General features: G+C 37.2%; 16 protein-coding genes and 2 pseudogenes. 14 read left to right on the top strand and 4 right to left on the bottom strand.

Annotation, left to right across the window (positions count from 1 at the left end; genetic code table 11):
• The 13 genes from tagH to ACYUCW_RS03160 all read left to right on the top strand — a co-directional run bounded on the left by tagH (position 1) and on the right by ACYUCW_RS03160 (position 16,799).
• Positions 1-1,269 (top strand): type VI secretion system-associated FHA domain protein TagH, encoded by a 1,269-nt coding sequence (tagH, locus tag ACYUCW_RS03220; RefSeq protein WP_460408203.1) that lies wholly within the window; start codon positions 1-3, stop codon positions 1,267-1,269.
• A 1-nt stretch (position 1,270) separates the two neighbouring features.
• Positions 1,271-1,822 carry a type VI secretion system lipoprotein TssJ gene (tssJ, locus tag ACYUCW_RS03215; protein ID WP_004244619.1) on the top strand — a complete coding sequence of 184 codons (552 nt, stop codon included), beginning with the start codon at positions 1,271-1,273 and terminating at the stop codon, positions 1,820-1,822.
• Between the two features lies 1 nt (position 1,823).
• Positions 1,824-3,182, top strand: a complete 1,359-nt coding sequence (gene tssK / locus ACYUCW_RS03210) for a type VI secretion system baseplate subunit TssK (RefSeq protein WP_004247647.1) — start codon at positions 1,824-1,826, stop codon at positions 3,180-3,182.
• Entirely contained in the window at positions 3,175-3,930 is a 756-nt protein-coding gene (gene icmH / locus ACYUCW_RS03205) for a type IVB secretion system protein IcmH/DotU (RefSeq protein ID WP_004244617.1), read from the top strand. The genes tssK and icmH overlap by 8 nt, the downstream gene beginning before the upstream one ends.
• Positions 3,931-3,938: 8 nt before the next feature.
• Entirely contained in the window at positions 3,939-6,650 is a 2,712-nt protein-coding gene (gene tssH, locus ACYUCW_RS03200) for a type VI secretion system ATPase TssH (protein WP_049203599.1), read from the top strand.
• Positions 6,651-6,653: 3 nt separating this feature from the next.
• Positions 6,654-7,442 carry a helix-turn-helix domain-containing protein gene (locus ACYUCW_RS03195; RefSeq protein ID WP_004244614.1) on the top strand — a complete coding sequence of 263 codons (789 nt, stop codon included), beginning with the start codon at positions 6,654-6,656 and terminating at the stop codon, positions 7,440-7,442.
• A gap of 1 nt (position 7,443) precedes the next feature.
• Entirely contained in the window at positions 7,444-8,094 is a 651-nt protein-coding gene (gene vasI / locus ACYUCW_RS03190) for a type VI secretion system-associated protein VasI (protein WP_004244612.1), read from the top strand.
• 5 nt (positions 8,095-8,099) lie between these two features.
• A complete protein-coding gene (gene tssA / locus ACYUCW_RS03185; RefSeq protein ID WP_004244611.1) occupies positions 8,100-9,563 on the top strand; it encodes a type VI secretion system protein TssA in 1,464 nt (487 codons plus the stop codon).
• Positions 9,564-9,565: 2 nt separating this feature from the next.
• The gene (gene tssM / locus ACYUCW_RS03180) at positions 9,566-13,114 is read left to right on the top strand and encodes a type VI secretion system membrane subunit TssM (protein WP_004244610.1); all 3,549 of its coding nucleotides are present in this window, start codon (positions 9,566-9,568) and stop codon (positions 13,112-13,114) included.
• Positions 13,115-13,163: 49 nt separating this feature from the next.
• Positions 13,164-13,838 (top strand): type VI secretion system ImpA family N-terminal domain-containing protein, encoded by a 675-nt coding sequence (locus ACYUCW_RS03175; protein WP_460408199.1) that lies wholly within the window; start codon positions 13,164-13,166, stop codon positions 13,836-13,838.
• Positions 13,835-14,506 (top strand): VasL domain-containing protein, encoded by a 672-nt coding sequence (locus tag ACYUCW_RS03170; protein ID WP_460408198.1) that lies wholly within the window; start codon positions 13,835-13,837, stop codon positions 14,504-14,506. The genes ACYUCW_RS03175 and ACYUCW_RS03170 overlap by 4 nt, the downstream gene beginning before the upstream one ends.
• Positions 14,499-16,235 carry a type VI secretion system baseplate subunit TssF gene (locus tag ACYUCW_RS03165; protein WP_004244608.1) on the top strand — a complete coding sequence of 579 codons (1,737 nt, stop codon included), beginning with the start codon at positions 14,499-14,501 and terminating at the stop codon, positions 16,233-16,235. The genes ACYUCW_RS03170 and ACYUCW_RS03165 overlap by 8 nt, the downstream gene beginning before the upstream one ends.
• Before the next feature lie 90 nt (positions 16,236-16,325).
• Entirely contained in the window at positions 16,326-16,799 is a 474-nt protein-coding gene (locus ACYUCW_RS03160; protein ID WP_004244607.1) for an Hcp family type VI secretion system effector, read from the top strand.
• Between the two features lie 92 nt (positions 16,800-16,891).
• Here the strand turns inward: ACYUCW_RS03160 and ACYUCW_RS03155 are convergent, their stop codons facing one another.
• The 4 genes and pseudogenes from ACYUCW_RS03155 to aphA form a co-directional block, all read right to left on the bottom strand.
• Positions 16,892-17,542: an MBL fold metallo-hydrolase gene (locus ACYUCW_RS03155; RefSeq protein ID WP_004247640.1), complete on the bottom strand. Its 651-nt coding sequence runs from the start codon at positions 17,540-17,542 to the stop codon at positions 16,892-16,894.
• Positions 17,543-17,591: 49 nt separating this feature from the next.
• Positions 17,592-18,141, bottom strand: a pseudogene (locus ACYUCW_RS03150) (DUF882 domain-containing protein).
• A 331-nt stretch (positions 18,142-18,472) separates the two neighbouring features.
• A pseudogene (gene ldtD / locus ACYUCW_RS03145) lies at positions 18,473-20,188 on the bottom strand (L,D-transpeptidase).
• A gap of 349 nt (positions 20,189-20,537) precedes the next feature.
• Complete coding sequence (gene aphA, locus ACYUCW_RS03140) at positions 20,538-21,251, bottom strand: acid phosphatase AphA (protein WP_004247637.1); 714 nt, start codon at positions 21,249-21,251, stop codon at positions 20,538-20,540.
• A gap of 405 nt (positions 21,252-21,656) precedes the next feature.
• Here aphA and catA point away from each other — a divergent pair, with 405 nt between their 5' ends.
• Positions 21,657-22,310 (top strand): type A chloramphenicol O-acetyltransferase, encoded by a 654-nt coding sequence (catA, locus tag ACYUCW_RS03135; protein ID WP_004247636.1) that lies wholly within the window; start codon positions 21,657-21,659, stop codon positions 22,308-22,310.
• Positions 22,311-22,478 lie beyond the last annotated feature (168 nt).

Genomic DNA, 22,478 nt, shown 5'->3' with positions numbered 1-22,478 from the left:
ATGGATAAATATCAGCCAACAATTTCTTTTAGCATCAAAAATAGTGAACAGCTAGAAAGTGGTTATCTGCCAAATGCGACTTTAACTCAAAGTGGCGGACAGATTGGTAGTGGCAATCAATGTGACTGGAAAATCCAAGATAATGAAGGTGCTATTGCCGATCGGCAATGTACGGTGTTTTGGAAAGATCAACACTTTTGCTTAAAAGTAAATTCAGGTCCTGTTTACATTAATAATGCGATTATTCCATTGCATCTTGATGCCGTTAGACTGACCCAAGGTGATCAGATAAAAGTGGGTAAATTAGTTATTGCCACCAATATTAGTCTTACCGGAGAGCCGGTACAAAATATGATGGCGATGACGCCTCAGTCTATTATCGCAAAAGATCATGATCCGCTAGATTCATTATTTGATGTTGATACAACAGTCAAAAATGAGCGGAAAGAGCCTCCGTTTGTACCAACCGTTCAGGGTGCATTAACAACAGATCCACTACAGGCTTTAGAAAACGAAAATCTAAGCTTAATTTCTAAAAACACACAAGCTACTTCAGACGATCCTTTATTGAGTGACCCCCACTCGTATTCATCTGCCTTTCCGACATCAGATAATCAAGAGAATACTATGGTCCAAGAATTTATTGATTTACCTAAAATCACACCTAATGAAAACGAACATATGACCGATGTCGATCATGTGGCGGTTAACCCTCTGATGAAGGGATTAGGTATCCACCTTAATTTAACAAATACACAGCATGCTAATGATTTTCTTGTTGAACTGGGTAAAACCGTCAAAGCGGCTATTGAAGGTTTACTGATTTTGCAACAACAACAAGAAAGCTTACAAGATAAGCAATTACGCCCAATTGAAGATAATCCTCTACGTCTTAATAGTAGCTATGAAGAGACAATGAAGTTGATGTTTACCGATGAACGTAGCCCTGTACATCTTTCAGCACCTGCGGCAGTAACAGAAAGCTTGCACAACATCCAATTGCATTATCAAGCGAATCAAGAAGCTATTTCAACCGCACTATCAACCATGTTGGCAGCATTCTCTCCTGAACATTTATTAAACCGCTTTTCTCAGTATCGACGAGCTTCAGATAACACACCAATGAATGATGGCTGGGCTTGGGAAATGTACAACAACTATTACAAAGAACTCTCTTCATCTCGGCAACAGGGTTTTGAAAAATTATTCTATGAAGTATACAGCCACGCTTATGACAGAGCGCTGAGAAAAGGAATAGAGGAAGCTTAATATGCAGCTTAGAACTTTCTCAATATTACTGTTATTTAGCTCTTTTTTAATATTGAGTGGATGTAGTAAACCTTTTGAAGCCGCGGGTAAAATGGGGAAAATCTTATTAGATCCCTCAACTCCTGTTGGGCAACCGAAAGATCAGCCCTCTACCGTTGCATTAACCATCCTTGCGGAGCCCTATATTAATCCTAATCAGGAAGGTGAAGCTGCGCCGATAAATATCCAAGTTGTTTATCTTAACGAAGATTCAGTATTTGGCTCTGTTGATCATGATCAGATAGATGCAAAAGAGGGTGACTTAGAGAAAGTTCTAAAGAAAAATTATATTGACCATCAAGACTACACCATTTTACCTGGCCAATATAAACCCTTCCCTACTATGACGTTAGACCCATCTAACCGTTACATTGGCATTATTGCCTATTACTCAGATCCTGATAAAGCAGAATGGAAGAAAATAGTCAAAGCGCGTGGTAAAGGACGCCACTACTTCCTATTAGTGCACATTAGGGAAAATGAAATCGAATTTAGACAAGAAGAGGATGATTAATATGTCAACTAAAAATAGAGTGATCTGGCGTGAAGGGCTATTTATCAAACCTCAACATTTTCAACAACAACAACGTCATCAAGATTATATGACGGTGAGTATTTTAAATAACTTTTTTTCACACTTTTGGGGATTTAGTACCTTAAAATTGAGTGACGATTTATATGCTTTAGGTCGTATTGGTATTAAAGAAGCTTCTGGTGTTATGCCAGACGGCACCATTTTCTCTATACCAAACCAAGATTTACTACCACAGCCTATTGATATAACGAATATTACTGATAGTGACAGCAGTATTATTTATCTGGCTTTTCCTTTAATGAACGAGAATGTCAGTGAAATTTCCACTGAACATAACGGTAGTCGTTTACTTTCTCGCTACAGCGAAAGCACCGAAAATATTCGTGATTTACATACTGAAAATGGTGATATCAGTGCTATTCATGTTGCACAGCTCACACCAATACTCAAACAAGGTAAACATGGTTTAGATGCCTATGTTGCTTTACCTATCTGTCGTATTAGAGAGCGTAATGCTAATGGTAATTTAACGCTGGATAATGATTATATTCCTAGCCTATTAAATATCCGTGCCTCAACATTATTGAGCCAATTTCTCACCGAGCTTGAAGGAACGCTATATGAAAGAGGAAAACAAATTGCCTCTCGCATTGGTGCCCCGGGTCAGCAAGGTGTTGCGGATGTGGCAGAATTTATGATGTTACAAGTGCTTAATCGCACTTATCCACTCTATTCGCATTATGCTCAAGAGCCGGTGATCCATCCTGAAAAACTATTTCGAGATTTATTAGAGCTTTGTGGTGAACTACAGACATTCACGAATACTTCACGTTTACCTGAAAATATTGCCAAATATCAACATGCTAAATTAACAGAAAGTTATATTCCATTAATAGCCAGTATCCGCGAAGCACTCAGTGTTGTCTTAACACCAAGAGCGATCCCAATCCCGCTACAAGTTCAAGAGCATGGTATTCGTGTAGCAACCATTCATGACAAACAACTGCTACAACGAGCTGAATTTATTATTGCGGTGAAATCACAAATGCCGCAAGAGCAACTACGTCGCCAATTCCCACAACAAACTAAGGTGACAACAATCAATAACATTCGCAGCTTGGTTAGTGTGCAAATACCGGGTGTTCCTTTATCACCACTTTCGGCTGCACCAAGACAATTACCTTATCACTCGGGATATAACTATTTCCATTTTGATCAACAAGGCAATGAATGGAAAGGGATCCAGCAGGATGGCAACATCGCATTCCACGTTTCAGGAAACTTCCCCGATCTCGATATTCAGTTATGGGCAATAAGAGATGGAGCACTCTATGACTGATGATATTTTACTGAATCATGATGATGAAGAGCGCATTACAAAGAAAAATTACCAACTGCCACTAAGAGGAAACAACATCAATCCAATGATAGATGCTGCTACACCTTTATTAGGCATGGTATTGCGCATGAAAGCGATGTCTGAAACCCCACTTTCAGAAAAGCTGTACCAACAAGTTGTCATGGATATTACCTCTATTGAGCAACAATTACAGATCCAAGGTTACGAGCCAGGTGCCATTGTTTCATTTCGTTATGTGCTATGTACTTTTATTGATGAAACCGCCCTTGGATTAGGCTGGGATCAAGATAATGGTTGGGTAAAACAATCATTACTGGTTCATTTTCATAATGAATCATGGGGTGGTGAAAAAGTCTTTGTCTTAATTGAAAGATTATTAGGTGAACCCAAGCGTTACCTCGATCTGATTGAATTTATCTACCTTTGTTTATGCCTAGGATACCGCGGGCGCTACAAAGTCTCTGCGGGACAAAATGATGAATTTAATCATTTATTAAGACGCTTACAAAAACAGATCCAACAGCTAAGAGGTAACGCTAAACCAATAGTTCTATTTGAAAAAGGTGATAACCAACAAAGCCGTTATCGTTTAGGTAAGCGTTTAGGGGCTCGCTATATTCTCATAGGTACAGCGGTATTCGCGTTGATTATTTATAGCATTTATTCATCCAGACTGAATTATCAAACACTCAGTATTGTGGAACAACTTAATACTTTACTTGGCTAGGACGCATTATGATCCAAATTGATCTCTCTACTCTCGTTAATCGATTACACCCAATAGCTAAGCATGCCTTAGAAAGTGCAGCCGCTTACTGTGTAAGCCACCAGCAACCTGAAATTACGATTGCTCAGTTTCTACAAAAACTGATAGAAACGCCATTAACTGACATTCGTATGATCAGTCAAAAAAGCGCATTAGATATTAATGCGTTATCAGAGTTATTAGATATCGACATTCCGCCACATCAAGTTATTACACAAAGTTATCCTAGTTTTTCACCCTTATTAGTCGAATGGATGAAAGATAGCTGGCTATTAGCGTCAACTGAGCTAAATCACAGTGAACTTCGCTCTGGTGCATTGTTTTTAACTTTACTACAAATGCCTTTGCGTTATCTTGCGAAACCTGTTGCCGATATGCTTGCGCAGATTAACCGCGACCAATTAAAACTCAATTTTGATCAATGGACTGAAGGCTCTGCTGAATCGCCTTTTAACGAAAAAACAGTATCAGAAAAAGGTAACCTTGCCGCTGATTCATTGTTAGCGAAATTTACTCATAACATGACTGAACAAGCGCGAAATGGTGAGTTAGATCCGGTCTTATGTCGCGATAATGAAATCGACTTAATGATTGATATTCTGTGCCGTCGCCGTAAAAACAATCCTGTAGTAGTCGGAGAGCCCGGTGTGGGTAAAAGTGCGTTAATTGAAGGACTAGCACTACGTATTATTGCCGGAGATATTCCTGATAAATTAAGAGGTTGTGAACTTCTTACTCTTGATTTAGGCGCATTACAAGCAGGTGCTGCAGTCAAAGGCGAATTTGAAAAACGCTTTAAAGGCATTATGCAAGAAGTCACTCAATCTCCTCACCCTATCATTCTATTTATTGATGAAGCACACACCCTCATTGGTGCAGGTAACCAGCAAGGTGGCTTAGATGTTTCTAATTTATTAAAACCGGCTTTGGCGCGTGGAGAGCTACGAACTATCGCAGCAACGACTTGGAGCGAATACAAAAAATATTTTGAAAAAGATGCCGCATTAGCGCGCCGTTTCCAATTAGTGCAAGTCAAAGAGCCATCATCTGCAGAAGCCATTATCATTATGCGTGGCTTACGTAGTATCTATGAAAAATCTCACCATGTCTTTATTGATGATGAAGCACTACGAGCCAGTGCTGAATTAAGTGAACGTTATATCTCTGGACGTCAATTACCAGACAAAGCCATTGATGTATTAGATACAGCCTGTGCAAGAGCCGCGATTAATCTATCTTCGCCACCAAAGGCATTATCCTCTTTGAAAACAGAACTCCACCAAATCAATATGGAAATGGATGTATTACAAAGAGAACACTATTTAGGTTTAGATGATCATTCTGAGCGTCTTGAAACGTTAGCCTCACAAGCAAGTGCTATTGAACAACAAGCAACTGATTTACAGCAAGCATGGGAGCAACAAAAAGAGCTTGTATCTCAAATTATTACGTTACGAGCAACATTACTTAATAATGCTACCGAAGCGACTAATGACGATGTCGCAAACGATGTTGCAAATAATGAAGTGGTAAGTGATATAAGAACTTATAGTGAAGCAGAAGATGCTGAAGATAATGATGAAAAAATAGCAACACAGCCCCCCTGCTCATCTGAAGAATTAAAGCAACAGTTACAACAATTAGATAAACAACTTGCTCAGTTACACGACACGCATTTACTGGTTTCGCCTCACGTCGATAAAAAACAAATTGCGGCGGTAATTGCTGAATGGACCGGAGTACCATTAAATCGATTATCACAAGATGCATTATCAATTGTCACTGAGTTACCGACCTACTTGGAAGAGAGTATCAAAGGCCAATCATTAGCCATTCAATGTTTACACAAACATTTACTTACAGCGCGGGCTGATTTACGTCGACCGGGTCGACCGCTGGGGGCATTCTTATTAGCAGGTCCTAGTGGCGTGGGTAAAACAGAAACGGTTATCCAAATTGCCCAATTAATGTTCGGTGGCACACAATATCTCACGACTATTAATATGTCTGAGTTTCAAGAAAAACATACTGTTTCTCGCCTTATTGGTTCACCTCCCGGTTATGTGGGATATGGTGAAGGAGGGATCTTAACAGAAGCTATTCGTAAAAGACCTTACTCAGTTGTTTTACTCGACGAAGTAGAGAAAGCGCATCCTGATGTGCTAAATCTATTTTATCAAGCTTTTGATAAAGGAGAGATAGCCGATGGAGAAGGACGAGTCATTGATTGTAAAAATATCGCATTTTTCCTCACCTCTAATTTAGGTGACCATGTCATTACTGCTTACGCGGATAAACCGGACGAACTAGAAGATGCACTCTACCCTGAATTAACAACTTTCTTTAAACCGGCATTACTTGCTCGAATGGAAGTGATCCCTTATTTACCGTTGCCTGCAGAGGTTTTACGACAAATTGTTGATGGCAAATTAGCCCGTCTTATTAACCTGTTAAAACAGCGTTTCAACGCAGAAATCAATGTAGAAGAGAGTGTTGCTACGGAAATTTTACGCAGAGCTTCTCGTGCTGAAAATGGTGCGCGTATTTTGGAATCTATTATTGATGGTGCGTTATTGCCGCCTCTTTCTTTATTACTTCTACAATATAGTGCACGTAATGAAGCTATCTCTCATATCCGCTTAGCGACTGAAAATGATGAGTTTATTGCGGAGGTTAATTAAGCAATGAAAGCGAGACTAAAAAATGCGCTTGCACTACTAGAATGTCATGATGTAGAGACGCTAGCTGTTCAATTTCTAAAATATAGCTTTTTTCGTAGCTCACTGAGTGGGTTAATTATTTCGTTAATGAATAAAGCTGAAAATAAATTGGAAAGTTGGAATATCGACTTAACGCTTCAAGTGCAAAGCCATTTTTTAGATACCGATATTACCGATGCAGATCACCCTTTAATTCAACTGCTATTTAAGGGTGAACCTGTATTTTGGCAAAACTTACAACAAGGTAGTTATATTAATAATGCTGCTATGCGCGGTTTTATTTCACAGCTTCCGGTGAACACCGGATTGTATAGTTTGCCTATCTATGATGTTAACCATAAAGCATGTGGCACGATTATTCTTTTAGGGCAAGCTGAAGAGCTAGAAAATATCGAGCAAGGTATTTTCCCTATTTATTGTGAACTATTTAATCATCAATTAAAGCATCTTTTTGAATTATCAAATATGCAACAAAAAATCTCTTACTTGCAATATATCAATCAATTACAAAGGGAAAAAGAAACCACGCTTAATGAAACGTTAGATAAATTAACCGCATCTGTAGCGACTATTGCACTTCCTACCATACAAATCAAAGGAGTTAATGATTTAGAAGTTGCTATAGAAAATTATGAAAAAGAAATTTTATTAGATAAACAGCAAGAATTGAAAGGAGATATTAACGCCATGGCAGAACAGCTTAGTATTTCTAAACGAGCGTTAATATATAAATTGAAGAAATACGGAGTATAAAATGAACGTATTGAAAATCTTTTTCTGCACATTACTCCCTTTACTCTTCACTTCACCGGGAAAGGCCGAAAATAATCTTAATCAGAAAATGATTGAGGAATTAACTCAATGCCGTTTGGAATCATCTCAGCTAATTCGTTTAGATTGTTATGACAAAATTGCGCTTTCTTCAACATCTTCCTCCAATGCACTGCCTGATGTTACTCAAATGGGTAAAACATGGCGCCAAGCAACAGAGCATGAAATGAAACGGACGGGAAACAGTGCAGGTTTTCTCGTCTCAGTACCAGAAACCGGTGATTATCCCGTATTAATGACCATTCCAGCGATTGGCTTTCAACCGCCTCGCCCCATCTTAATGCTGAGCTGTATTGATAACATTACTCGGATGCAAATTATCCTGCCAACAAAACAAGATGCTGGCAGTGTGATGGTTTCAACGGATAAAACACAATTTACTGCAGAATGGTTTTTACGTGAAAACGGTTATGTATTGGAATCAAGCCGCGGTATACCGGGCATAGATGAAATTAAACGCTTGTTAAATGCTGAAAGATTGACATTGAAATTATCTAATAACGAAAAACTCACCTTCAATATTTCAGGTATTTCACAACAAATAATCCCTTTAAGAGCGGCTTGCCACTGGTAGAAATCATGATGAACAATACTTCTTATGCATGGAAACAACAGCTACTGACAGCGCTTGATGAACAGCAAGTCAGTAGTGCTGTCAATGATAATGATGCCGACTGGGAATATATTGACAGTGAAATGATAAAGTTCGGCTCACTTAGTCATGGTCAATTAGATATTAAAGAGATCCAGCGTCGCTGTTTACACCTATTTGAAACGCAGACTAAAGATTTTCGGATCTTAGTCCATTTATTACGTACTTTACAGCATGCTGGAGAGCCAAAAGAATTAGTATTGGCAGCACAGATCCTAACTGATTTTAATCGTCAATATTGGCAAAGTTGCTACCCAACCAATATGAAATTGAAATCACGTTTAGCCAATCAAGTTTTGAAACGTTTTGAAACAGCGAGTGAGAGTTTTTGTCATGCAGCCAACAGTGCGATGCGTGATGATATTCTAGGCTCGTTCGCCTTTCTAGCGCAATTTTGGCATGAACAAAGCCCGGCACTTGCAGAACAAATTGATGATTTAAGCAGAGATTATAATCGTATTGAAAATAACGATGCGCCGATTATTGTTGCTTCACCTGCCGAGAAAGAAGAAAAAGTACAGACTCCGCCGGTTAGCGAGTCTATAGAAACACCGACAAAAAATAGCTTAACACCAACTATTAACGTTAACCATCAAGATGAAAGACAATGGAAACAAACATTACTTCAAGTAGCTGATGTTATCTGCCAACAAGCCCCTGAAAGTTCAGTAGGATATCGTATACGGCGTTATGCAATTTGGCACGCTATTACGGTCTTACCTCAAGCTAATGCTCAAGGTAAAACGCCTTTAGCCCCCGTATCAATTGACCGTGTAATGGATTACAAAGCTCAACTGACTCAAGCGTCCATTACGCTATTAAACAATATTGAACAGAGTCTCTCACTCTCTCCTTACTGGTTAGAAGGCCATATGTTAGCTGCACAAGTAGCAGCTAAATTAGGTTATGGGGAAGTAGAAAGTGGCATTATTGAAGAGTTACGTATTTTTTTAGCGCGTCTTCCTGAACTTGTTAACTTGCACTTTTCGGATATGACTCCCTTCTTTCCTGAAAGTGTACAACAGTGGTTAGAGCAATATAACCAAACTGAAAACGGTCAATTGCCACCATCGAATACAAATACTGCGATCCTAGAGCAAGAAGTCTTGCAATGTTATGAACAACAAGGTCTTGAAGCAGCCCTGAAGCTTATTGAATTAAACCTTGCTAGCAGATCAGAGCCTAGAGATAGATTTTATGGACAATTATTGTCTGCACAACTATTTGAATTGTCAGGTATGGATTATATGGCTACACAGTTATACCAACAACTTAATACCTCTGCCTCACATTATTCACTTGCAGATTGGGAACCCAACTTAATACGACAACTCATGCAAAAAATAGACAAAAAGACAGAAATAACAATGACTATGGATAGGGATCAATAATAATGAAATTACCGGTTTTCTCCATTTCAAACATTACGAGTTCGGTAAAAAAACTCTTTTTTGCTGATAAATCTAAAATTGCCTCCTTTTTGCTATTTTTATTGGCATTACTTCCCGCTTTGCTCATTATTTGGATCTGGTGGTGGGGGCCAACATTTCGTTATCAAGATTCCATACCGTTTAGCGAGGTCACCACACGTTGGTTAGCAACCGTCGTTATTGTATTGCTTGTTGTGAGTTGGATTGGTCTAGCAACATGGCGTCGAGTTAAAAAATTGGAAGCATTAAAACTTGATGTCGAATTGGCTGTAGTTGATCCGGTAAGACAAGATCTTGATTTTCAAAAACGTTATTTAAACTATTGGAAATCACAATTTATTCGTCACTTAAATGGTCATACTAAAGCGGTTTATTTACGCCCTTGGTATTTTGTTTTAGGAGCTAACCAAAGTGGAAAGCATAGCTTATTAAAAAATACGGTAAACCCATTAGATATTGCGCCTAGCGACAATATTGTTAACGAACAAAATATTGCATTAAATATTCAATGTCTATTAACCGACAATGCTGTACTTTTTGTCCCTAATGGTGATCTATTAACCCAACCGGCAAATCAGGCTGATAAACCTCAACTTTATCACCGTTTGTGGGGCGATTTACTCAATTGGATCAAAACTAATCGCCCAAGACAACCAATGAATGGCATCGTCTTAACTGTCGATACCCTATCGTTATTAACCAATAGTAAGGAGCAAAATAGTCAGCTACTTGCTGATTTACAAATGCGTATTGAAGAAATACGCATGACATTTAATAGTCGCTTGCCTTTATATATCGTCTTAACCAAGCTAGATCTATTACGTGGTTTTGACTCAATGTATCAATCATTAGATGTTCAACAACGTAATGAAGTATTAGGTGTTTCTTTCAACCAAAAAGCAAAAAGTAATTGGAAAAAGGAATTAAATCATTTTTGGTCACAATGGGTAGGCCAAATGAACAGCGCATTACCAGAAATGATGCTACAAAGAGCAGAAGGTAACCAGCGTAGTGATCTATTTAGTTTCGTGCGCCAAATTGAAGGGTTACAACATTCTGTATGCACATTAATTGATGCATTGCTCATCAATAATGAGCAACATAATATCTGTTTAAGAGGGGTTTATTTAACTTCTGCATTGCAAATCGGTCAAATCGATGATGTGTTTAGCCAAACAGCGTCCGAACAATATCATTTACCGACAGCACCTCTTACTACATGGCCAATTAATGATAGCCACCCTTATTTTACTACCCAATTATTTAGTCAAGTGCTATTTAGTGAGCCTAATATTGCAGCAGAAAACCATTATTGGGTTAAAAAACATCGGACTCGCCTATTAGTCACCACTGCTGTTAGCTTTGTCGGCTTAATCGCAATTTGGAATGGTTGGAGCCACTATTACGACAAAAACTATCGTGCTGGAGAAAACGTTCTTAATGAGGTAAAAGCATTCCGTGCTATTGAGAACAATGCTCAAAAAGATACTGATGGTAGCCTACAATTACCGGTGCTCAATCCATTACGTGAAGCAACCTTAGCTTATGGTAATCATCGTGATAAAAATGTGCTCTTTTCTGATATGGGTCTTTACCAAGGTCAAAAAGTTGGCCCACAAGTTGAACAAGTCTATTTACAACTACTCACCGATCGCTTTTTACCTGCGGTTATGTCTGGGTTGTTAAATGAACTTAACAGTGCCGATAAAGGAAGTGAAGATAAGTTAGAGATATTGCGTATTATGCGCATGTTAGAAGATAAAAGTGGCCGTAATAATGGCATGGTAGAAGATTTTATGGCTGATTATTGGAGCCAACTGTTCACTGGTCAACGTGAAAAACAACTGCAACTAAAAGCCCATTTGCGCTATGCCCTTGAGCACACAGATTGGAAACAAGAGCGTGAAAAAGGATTTGTTTCAGCCACTAAAGCCTTTATGCCTTTTGCTGGACCTATAAAAAATGCACAAGCAGAGTTAAGTGTATTGTCACTTTATCAGCGTGTATATCAAGCCTTACGCTTAAAGGCTAATCAAGAGCTTTCAGCGCCTTTAAATTTACAACATCAAATTGGCCCAAGTTTTAATACGGTCTTTACGGCTATTGATGATGATAAATTAGAAATTCCACAATTCTTAACGCGCTCAGGGTTATTAAACTATTTTATCCGCCAAAATGATAAATTGGTCGAGCTAACATTACTTGATGCTTGGGTTCTTAATCTAACCACCAACACACAATATAGTGAAAGTGATCGTAAAGAAATTCAGCGTCAAATCAGTGAACAATATCTTAGTGACTATACGGCTCAATGGCGTAATGCCATGAGCAATTTAGAAATTCGTCAATTTGATTCAATACAAGATGAAATTACCGCTCTTGAGCAAATTATTAGTGGTGAACAACCATTACGCCGAGCATTACAAGTTCTACGTGATAACACGGTTATTCCAACTATTGATGAAAATTTACCACTTGATGAACAAAAAACACTGATGGCTGAGCCATCTTACCGTTTATTAACCCGCTTAGATCGCGAATTTACTCCTCAAACTGAGATATTAGTCAGTAACCAAGGGGAAAATTTACAGAATCTGAATCAAAAACTAAATGACTTACATCGTTACCTATTGGGGATCCAAAACTCTCCAGTGCCGGGGAAAGCGGCGCTTAAAGCAGTTTCGATGCGCTTAAACGATAATAATCGCGACGCTATTTTTGAGCTATCACAAATGGCGAAAACATTACCAGAGCCGCTTAACCGCTGGGTCGATGAGTTATCAGTGCAAGCATGGAATGTGGTCCAAAAAGAAGCTATTCGTTATATGGAAGTAGAATGGAATGAAAATGTTGTCAAACAATACAATACTTATATTGCCGGTCGCTATCCATTTAACCCAGCAGCTAAACAAGATGTTCCTTTAAGTGAATTTGAACGTTTCTTCAAACCAAATGGAACATTAGATAGCTTCTATCAACAAAATCTGCGTTTATTCGTTGAGAATAACTTAGTTAACGATAGTGATAGCCAATCATTGATCCGCGCTGATGTATTAGCACAAATTGAAATAGCCAATCGTATTAGAGAAACCTTCTTTAATGCCCAAGGTAATTTAGAAGCACAATATGCTATTGAGCCACTGTCATTAAGTGGTAATAAGCGTCGTAGCATCTTAAATCTTGATGGACAATTGATTGATTACGCTCATAGTCGCAGCCATGTGACACACTTGGTATGGCCAAACTCAATGCGTTCCAATATTGAAAGTAAACTGACTTTAGTGCCTCTTTCCGGTGATAAATCGCCACGTTCAATCAGTTTCTCTGGGCCATGGGCACAAATGCGATTAGTTGATAATGCAAAACTCATCAATATCAAATCTAACTCATTCGATATTCGCTTCACAATCGACGGTGGTGATATGACTTATCGAGTTATAGTTGATGAATCTAATAATCCTTTCTTCGGTGGATTATTCACAAAATTCCGTTTACCTGAAACGCTTTATTAATGTGATTTCCCCCACTTTATAGTGGGGGAATAAAAGGATGTTGAGTGCGATGAAATCAGAAAGTTTAGTGATTAAAATTGGGGGATCTCCACTTGATACCCCTGAATTTATTGCCCTGAAAACCGAATTTAATAAATTGAGCCACCCTGCTCGACCAGAAATAAGTTGGACACTTATTGAGTCACTTTGCTTATCCCTATTTAAAAATCATGGTATCGACCTACAAAGCGGTGCTTACTATACCATTGCAAGATTACAACAGCATGGTTTAAGCGGTTTTACTGAAGGATGTGAGTTATTAGCAAATGTTATTGTGACTTATTGGGATAGCCTGTGGCCGGAAAAGCCAAATCAACGTACAGAGGTATTAAACTGGTTTAATACCAAAGCCAGCGCTTTATTAAGACAACAATCCTATCAAGCAAAAGATCTACGATTAATCTATCGTTCAGAGCGCGCGTTACAGTTAATAATCGATAAACTGGCTAAAACAACTTGGGAAAAACTGCCTAAAATTGAAAACTTACTGTGGTTTTTCCAAAACTTAGCCAAACAAATTGAAAAGCAAGAAAAACAGACGCAACAAGATAGTGCCGAACCCGTTAGCGTACCGCCATTAGTCTGTATTCAACAACCGTCGAAAACAACGGACAAAGCAGCCCCCACTTTTGTGATTGAAACACCTCAACCCGCCTCTTCTTTCACTGTAGTAGCAAAAAAATGAGTGCGACCCGAGGTTTTATATGGGGCTGTGTGCTCAGTTGCATACTGTTTTTAGCTGTCGGATTTGGTGTACATCTCTATTTAAAACAAGAGATGAATGCGATTACTTCAATACCTGAAGGTGCGGCTGCCAAATGGTTGTTTAAACCACAGTTAAATAGCTACGAGTATCATTTAGCATTATTAGAAAAACGTTCTCCTCTTTCTAATTTACGGCTAATTGATACGATGCAAGAAAAAGCCAAAAACGCTTGGCCTACAGATGCAGAGCAAATTTATTTTACACGTAATTGGCAAAATCTTTATCAAACGCACTTAGAGAATATGCCAATTAATGATAGCTGGTCTGAAACCGCGACATTATTACAACAACTTTCTAATAAAATAGTTCAGCAAGAACGAAATAGAGGCAGTTTTACACTCTCTTATCTAAAAACGGCAATTTATGATATTCAAAAACAGCACAATAAAGTTGAGCCAATCGAAGAAAAACTGCGACAACTCGCTGTACAAATTGAAACAGGGCAACCTATTTCTCCTGCAACTCTTAATAATATTGATAATAAAATTAATGGGTTATTAGCTCGTTATTATGATTTACAAAAACAAGCTGAACAACAAGGTTTAAAACCCGGCTCATATTCATCTTTTGGATTAGATCATGAGTGAAATTAAATATATTAAAGAAAAGCAGTACTTACAAAAACTGTTCAGTGAGTATGCAGATAAAGCGCCACATTTAGCGAGCGTACTTGATCCTCAAGATCCACAAACAAGTTATCTCTTAGAAGGCTTTGCTTTTTTATCTGCTCGTTTACAAGATAAAATTGATGATGCTTTTCCTGAGATCACATTACCCCTACTGCAACGACTAAATTCCCAAGCCATTAAAGGCCTACCATCAACAACAATTATCCAAATTGACCAAAGTGAAATTCTCCCCTATCCCATGGAGATTAATGAAAAACATTTGGTGATTGGCGACAACGGGGCACAATTTAGTTTCTGCCATAATTTCACCATCATGCCTTATAGCATTTTGGATAGAAAAATTACTCAGCATCCAAACCACTCTTGTATCTCTCTTGAAATATTATATCGTGGTGATGTGGAATTAACTCAAACAAATGCACTTAATGTTTTTTTAGGGGAAAATAAAACCACCTCAGACATTTTATTACTCGCATTTAGTCAATATTTTGAAAAAATTGAGGTGGTACATAACGGTGAACGTTATGAAGGCGATCCTCTTAATTATGCTTTTGAACCCAAAATTGGCAATGACTATAAAATCTTCCCACAGAAAAATAACTCATTTTCTGCACCACAACGTTTATTAGAAGGTCTTTATTTACCCCATGTTCACCATTTTATTGAGTTAGATATACCACAAATAGTGACTCAATTAGATTGGAAACAACAGCAGCGGTTTGTTGTGAATATCTATTTCAGTCAGCAACTTCCTTTAACTCAAGAAGAGTGTAATCAGAGCTTTTTTTTAAACTGTGCTCCAGCGATTGATAGTGAAGCAAAACATACACTTTTAATTGATTTTAAAAAGAATAAATCAAGTTATTTACTCCCTATTCCAACCCATCACTATTTGGCCGATCTTGATAAAATTGAGTTATCACTAGAGCCTCATGAGCTAGCGCGTGGCATATACTGTCATTTTTATCCTACGACAGAATTAACCGCCGCCTCTCGTTTAATGCCCCAATTTCATAAAGCCATTTTCTATTCATTAACAATGGAGAAAAATATTACTGGGCATACACTTTATTATTTGAATTTCTTTGATAATAAAGGTGATCCTATGGTCACACCGCCTAGTTTACATTTTGCATGTGTTTATATTGGCTTTGAACAATATAAAAGAAATGAGTTAGGTCTATTAAATAAACACAGCGAAAAAATGCCTGATGCAGTAAAAACAGGAAATATCACATTATTATCATCTTGTTATCCACCTATTGTAAATAATCACCATTTTTGGAAATTGTTATCTCATTACAGTGCTAATGGTTCAATGTTAATGTCATTAGATACTATTAAACATATGATTTCTGATTATATTCTTTACCGAGATACTGATAGGCAGATCACTCGAAAATGTGAGCGATTATTAAATGGACTCGTTGAACTAAAAACACATTTATATGACTATATTTTAAAAGGTAAACCCTATCGTTGTTTATCTTTATCGCTATTCATTGACGAAACACAATATGAAAATAGAGGTGAAGCTTTTGTCTTTACTACACATCTTTACCATTTTTTCCCGTTCTGTTTATCTGAAAATATGTTATTGGAAATGTCAGTTACACTCAACGATCAGAAAAACACCACTTGGTATTTATCTCCCTCACCACTAAGGGGCTATAAATCAATGATTTAATAATTAGTAGTATTAACTATGGCACATAATAAAAGTGTTTATAAAGTTGATAATATCATATGAAGAAATATCAAAAAGGAGTTATAAATAATGGCTAATTCAATATATTTAAAGATAATAGGGAAATCTCAAGGTGATATATCCAAAGGGTGCTCTACTTTAGGATCTATAGGCAATAAATATCAGCACGGACATGAAGATCAGATATTTGTGTATTCATTTGATTATGATTTAACTCGAGCACAAAATTTAAATCATTCTCCTGTGGTAATTTCAAAACCTATAGATAAATCTTCACCCTTACTTGGGGTTGCAATAACAAATAATGAATTATTAGAGTGCGAGCTAGAATTCTATAGAACAAGTTCAAACGGCAATCAAGAAAAGTTTTATACCATTAAGCTAACAAAAGCCAGCATTACCAATATATCAGCACATTACCCTAATTCACTGACGCATGCAGATGCCCAGCCTTATGAAGATATTACTATTCGATATGAAAGTATCTCTTGGAACCATATTTGTGCAGGAACATCAGGTTATAGTATCAGCAAAAATATTTAATTTTACCGACGATGAGCGATATCATTTTTAATTTTTTATCTATAAAAAAGCCCTTTAATATAAAGGGCTTAAAGAGTTTGCTTTATTTTAAATTACCAAATGGGCATTTCATCTTGTAAGAAAGGATTATATTGACGCTCATGACCTAAATTAGACATAGGGCCATGGCCGGGGATAAATAGATAATCATCACCTAGTGGTAATACTTTATTTTTGATAGAGGCAATCAGATCGGCATGATTACCACGAGGGAAATCAGTACGACCAATACTTTCACGAAATAATACATCTCCCATCGAGATAAGTTTATTTTGGTGATTAACAAAAATAATATGGCCAGGTGTATGGCCCGGACAATGTAAAACCGACAAAGTAATGGTTTTACCAATAGTGACAGTATCCCCTTCATTTAACCATTGATCAGGCGTAAAAGATTTTCCACTGGGAAAGTTAAACATACGACACTGTTGTTCTAAATCTTCAATAAGGAAGTTATCATCTTTATGTGGCCCATAAACAGGCACATGAAAATGCTCAACAATTTGAGCTGTTCCTGCTACGTGATCAAAGTGACCATGAGTTAATAGCACTTTAGTCAACTTTAATTGACGTTGTTCAATTTCTGCAATTAATGTTTCGACATCACCACCGGGATCAACAATGGCCGCTTCTTTGGTATCATCACACCAGATAAGGGTGCAATTTTGCATATAATTTGTCACAGGTATAATGTGATACATCATAGCTTACTCCGCGCTTTCTTAATCTATATCTATTTATTTATTACATAGATTACCATGAGCGCACGGGTCCTGTATCGATATGAACAAAATTACTTCGTGGATAATAACCCACTCCTCCCGCTTTCATTCTTAGTGCTACTTGGCGTACTTTAGATAAATCTGTACCTACTAAACGGAAATCCATTGCTTGAGCACGGGTATGATAGCTTTTTTTTCGCAACACCGCTGGTGTGTTGACGTAGATGATTATTAGTCGCGAGTGAACGATAACCCGAAATAAGTTCAACGGCTTTATTGTTGTTTAACATCACCTGTAACAGATAGATTTGATCAAACAAGGCTGGATCGATAGTTTTAACTTTATTTTGACGGTGATCTCTAAAAAGATGATTTAGTCTAGCAAGCTCTTGTTTATTATAACGTTTACCATCAAAAAACTCGGCTTTAATAGTTTCACCAGTATTTAAATTATTAAAGCGAAGAATTTTCGGTCGGGGAGTTGCTAATGATGCAAATGCATGTGAGGGAAGTAAACCTAAACCAACAGCAGCCATACCAAGGCCTAACCACTTACGACGATGTGAATCAACAATATCCATGATAGCTACACTCAAAATAATGATAGAAGGAAGAACAGACCTTTATTATGACAATATTTTTCTTGAATTGTTGCTTATTGTTTGTATAGATTTGTAAACATATCATTGATATTATTTTATAAAAGTTTATGTTTTATTATTAATAATAGCCGTGTTAGCAATTAACATTTTATTAATATTAATGTTATTTCTAAAAATAGATTAAAAATAATAGCTATTTTTTAAAATTTATTAATAAAACTGAATGAAATTATTTTATCTCACTGATTTTTATAAAAAATAAAGAGCAAGCATAATGCTTACTCTTTATTGTTGTTAGCCATCTATTCTATTACAAATATTTCTTAATATTCTCTAAAAAAGAGGTTGCATTATTAATGCTTTGGTCATAATTATAAATATCTGCTCGATATTGAGGGGCATTTTCTTCTGCTACCCAAGCTGTTTGATAATATAAATAGACAGGGATACGTTCTGGAATTGGTGCATATTGTGTTGAACCTCGTTTTAAGGCTGCATCAATTCTATCTTGTTTCCATCCTGCATCACCTAATAATATCGTCGCTAATTGCGCCGCTTTATTCACACGAATACAACCTGAACTAATTGCTCGCATATTTTTAGTAAATAAATTGTGGTTTGGTGTGTCATGCAGATAAATTGCTTCAGAGTTTGGCATATTAAATTTATATCGGCCTAGGGAGTTAGTTGGCCCAGGGGCTTGCCAAATGCGATATGGAAAATTAGCCGCAGAGATGTTTTCCCAATCTATATCGTAAGGATTAATTGGATAGGCGTCATTCCCCCACCCTGAATAAATCGTATAACCTTTACGGCTAAAATAACTAGGATCAGCCTTTCCTTTTGGAACTATATCTTTACGCGTCATACTCGTAGGTACATTCCAAGGCGGATTAACCACAACATTATTAAGCGCACTACTCATAATGGGGGTTTTTCTATCTGGTCGACCAACAATCACTTTTGAATCTAAAATCAGTTGATTATTAGCATAAAAATAGAGGGAGTAATCAGGAATATTGACCCAAATTCCAGTGTCACCAATAGGTGGGGTTAAGCGTAACCGCTGTATATTTAATGCCATAATTCCAGCACGCTGTATTGGTGTCATATTTAACCAATTACGCGTCTGTCTACCAATAATACCGTCAGTTTCCAATCCATGAGCCGCTTGAAATGATTTTACAGCAGCAATTAAAGGCTCATCATAAATCGTTGTTGCTACTTCTTGCTCATTTTCAGCCAATTGAGGCAGTAAATTTAAGTTACGCAATATTTGTCTTAATGCAATAACTTCTTCTGCCGATTGGTTTGGCTTTAATGAATTTTTCCCTTCCATGACGGGCCAAATAACCTCTTGATGAAGCTGTTTGCGCACTTCCTCTTTCATTAATGGATAGTAAGGGTGTGAGGGTGCAAAGGAGACGACAAAGCGCCCTAAGCTATTTTGTTGTAGATTGAGTTGGAAATGCTCGACAGCTTGCACAGTCGGTGCCGGTAATGCTTGTATCGCAGCGCGATATAACAGTGTTGTTCCTGATTGATTAATCTGTTCAACAAAGCTGATATAACCTAAAAAAGCGTCAGATAAAATAATATCTCGTGCTTCTGGCGTTAATTGTGCTGTTTCTAATAGCGTTAACCAACGTCCAAATTGTGGTTGAATTCCAGTTAAGGCAACCTCTGCCAGTTGCTACTCTAGTTGTTTTGTAATTTGTTCATCTTGCCAAATCAGTGCTAAATCATTGCTTTGATAAACATCCACGAGTTGCTTAAAGTAAAGTGGTTTATATTCGCTTGGTAACCAAGATTGTAGTTTAGTGCTAACTTCCTGCTTACTCACTGATGGTGAATTTAATGTATCTTGTGTTGCCACATCTTCTGTGAATGCGGGTACTAATGCAGGTGTTTCTGATGTGAATAGCAGTGGCGTTTCACTTTCTGAGGCAATAACATTATGCCCTGAGAGAAGTGTACCTATTACGACCGAATACGTTATTGCTCTTTTAATTGCTTGTTGCGCCATAGTCCTCAGTGCCTCATCCCTTGTTATTATTTTGCTATCGTAAAATATTAGATGAGTTAGACAAAGAGTTTTATAGGAATAAACTAATATTTGTAAAGTTTTATAAAATCTTTTCAACAATAGGCACTTAAATCATCATAAAAAGATGTTTAATACACTTTTTATATTAAATAAGAGTATAAATACTAAATACTCACAATGCCGTGCACAATAAATATTCAAATAGAAAGTATAAAGTATATAGATTTAATCTATCATATGGTTCTATTTTGTTTTATAAAGAAACCCAAAATAAAAAAGGCGTAGTTTCCTACGCCTAACAAATAAAGGTCAACAGCACAGAGACAGATTAGTACTCTGAATTGATAACCACTTCTTCACCAAATTGTCCCGCTTTAGGTAACGGCTGGTAAGAAGAGTTAGCAGCACGTAAGATACGGATCCCGCGGATATTTAGCTCATCTGCTGCTGCGATATCAGCATCTGCATCACCGTAGTAAATTTTCAGTTTGTGATCGCGCATCCAGCTTACTTTGTTATTTGCGCCAGGTTGGTCACCGGCAAAAATAACAGGTTGCATTTTATCTGCAGGAATATTTAAACCTTCTTGAACATATTTAGTCACAGTCTCTGTTTTAGTCTGTGTACGACCGGTAATGAAATAAACAGTATCACCACGTTTTAAGTGCATCTGAACAAGATCGATACCGACTTGTTTAGGCATACTGAATTTATCCCATTCGTTGTTCATTTTTTCCCAGAATTCTGGGTTTTTCAGATAACTGAAATCGTTAGGAGAATATTCCAGTTTACCACGATAAAAGCCTGGGCTTGAGAACAGAACGGTGTCATCAATATCAAAACCTACCGCCATTGGTGCTTGGCCTTCTAAGCTTTTTTCAATTTCTGCAACAGAAACCCATTTAATTGGTTGCTGATGTGCAAGTTCAGTAACAGTAACCCCTGGGCTAACAACTTCTGGCATATGAACTTTTGCCATTGCTGCGCCATTTAAACTTAACGCCAACGCAATTGCACTAAGAGTAAGTGTGACTTTACGCATTCTCTTTCCTTTAATTTTTATATTAATCACAGAAGGTGATAATAATAAACATCATAATTACATTTAAATGAGATATAGCGCACGTTATTTTATTTAGGCTGGTACTCTTTTGTTAGTTTACTTTCATTTTTTGATCTATCTAACACTTTGAAAAAAGAAAGCACTATCTACGAAAGCAGATAGTGCCGTTGTTATCTAAGTCGTTCCCAAATGAATACATCAATGACTCTGTTATTTTTGAAACATTTTTTGGTAAAAAATAAACATTTTAAAATTAACCAAGAAAAACCCATTACCTACCATAGGTTATGGGTTTATCTACAGATAGAGGTTCGAAATTGTTTTAATAATTTATAAGTAATATACAATTAATTTAAATTTGGATTAGAAAACAGGAAAGCTAACATGGACACAAAGCGCGTGGGATATACTGTTGTTGATCTATCCCAATGGGGACGAAAAGAACACTTTGAAGCATTTCAGTCTTTTGCTCAATGCACCTTTAGCCAGACCGTTCAACTGGATATTACTTCATTATTAAAAACCGTAAAGCAAAATGGGTACAAATTCTATCCGACATTTATATACATCATTAGCCGATTGGTAAATAAACATGCAGAATTCCGCATGGCAATGAAAGACGGGGAATTGGTGATATGGGATAGTGTTAACCCTGGGTACACTATATTTCATGAACAGACCGAAACATTTTCATCTTTATGGAGTTACTACCACAAAGATATCAATCAATTTTTGAAAACTTATTCAGAAGATATAGCGCAATACGGTGACAATCTAGCCTATTTTCCAAAAGAATTTATCGAAAATATGTTTTTTGTGTCAGCAAATCCTTGGGTAAGTTTCACCAGTTTTAACTTGAATGTGGCGAATATAAACAATTTCTTTGCCCCTGTATTTACAATAGGTAAATATTATACGCAGGGAGATAAGGTTCTGATGCCACTAGCAATTCAAGTGCATCATGCCGTATGTGATGGCTTCCATGTAGGCAGATTACTCAATGAAATACAGCAATACTGCGATGAGGGATGTAAATAATCAATGGGACTTAAAGCACATGTTTTTGTTCCACTCAAACCTGTCGCTATCCTCTGTTTCCACTTTTATTGATTATTTTAACATCGATATAAATTGATGAGGGGCATTTAGTACTTCCCTTTTTATTGAGGGGTCACGCTATAAAATTTGTACACTGATTTGTACTAA

The organism is Proteus sp. MB838 (assembly GCF_054767435.1).
Note: the sequence above shows the minus strand (reverse complement) of the source record. Positions and strands in the feature narration are given on the sequence as shown.

Bases quoted from the DNA above. Each gene is read 5' to 3' on its own strand.
- tagH (WP_460408203.1), top strand. From the start codon at position 1: ATGGATAAATATCAGCCAACAATTTCTTTTAGCATCAAAAATAGTGAA.
- tssJ (WP_004244619.1), top strand. From the start codon at position 1,271: ATGCAGCTTAGAACTTTCTCAATATTACTGTTATTTAGCTCTTTTTTA.
- tssK (WP_004247647.1), top strand. From the start codon at position 1,824: ATGTCAACTAAAAATAGAGTGATCTGGCGTGAAGGGCTATTTATCAAA.
- icmH (WP_004244617.1), top strand. From the start codon at position 3,175: ATGACTGATGATATTTTACTGAATCATGATGATGAAGAGCGCATTACA.
- tssH (WP_049203599.1), top strand. From the start codon at position 3,939: ATGATCCAAATTGATCTCTCTACTCTCGTTAATCGATTACACCCAATA.
- ACYUCW_RS03195 (WP_004244614.1), top strand. From the start codon at position 6,654: ATGAAAGCGAGACTAAAAAATGCGCTTGCACTACTAGAATGTCATGAT.
- vasI (WP_004244612.1), top strand. From the start codon at position 7,444: ATGAACGTATTGAAAATCTTTTTCTGCACATTACTCCCTTTACTCTTC.
- tssA (WP_004244611.1), top strand. From the start codon at position 8,100: ATGATGAACAATACTTCTTATGCATGGAAACAACAGCTACTGACAGCG.
- tssM (WP_004244610.1), top strand. From the start codon at position 9,566: ATGAAATTACCGGTTTTCTCCATTTCAAACATTACGAGTTCGGTAAAA.
- ACYUCW_RS03175 (WP_460408199.1), top strand. From the start codon at position 13,164: ATGAAATCAGAAAGTTTAGTGATTAAAATTGGGGGATCTCCACTTGAT.
- ACYUCW_RS03170 (WP_460408198.1), top strand. From the start codon at position 13,835: ATGAGTGCGACCCGAGGTTTTATATGGGGCTGTGTGCTCAGTTGCATA.
- ACYUCW_RS03165 (WP_004244608.1), top strand. From the start codon at position 14,499: ATGAGTGAAATTAAATATATTAAAGAAAAGCAGTACTTACAAAAACTG.
- ACYUCW_RS03160 (WP_004244607.1), top strand. From the start codon at position 16,326: ATGGCTAATTCAATATATTTAAAGATAATAGGGAAATCTCAAGGTGAT.
- ACYUCW_RS03155 (WP_004247640.1), bottom strand. From the start codon at position 17,542: ATGATGTATCACATTATACCTGTGACAAATTATATGCAAAATTGCACC.
- aphA (WP_004247637.1), bottom strand. From the start codon at position 21,251: ATGCGTAAAGTCACACTTACTCTTAGTGCAATTGCGTTGGCGTTAAGT.
- catA (WP_004247636.1), top strand. From the start codon at position 21,657: ATGGACACAAAGCGCGTGGGATATACTGTTGTTGATCTATCCCAATGG.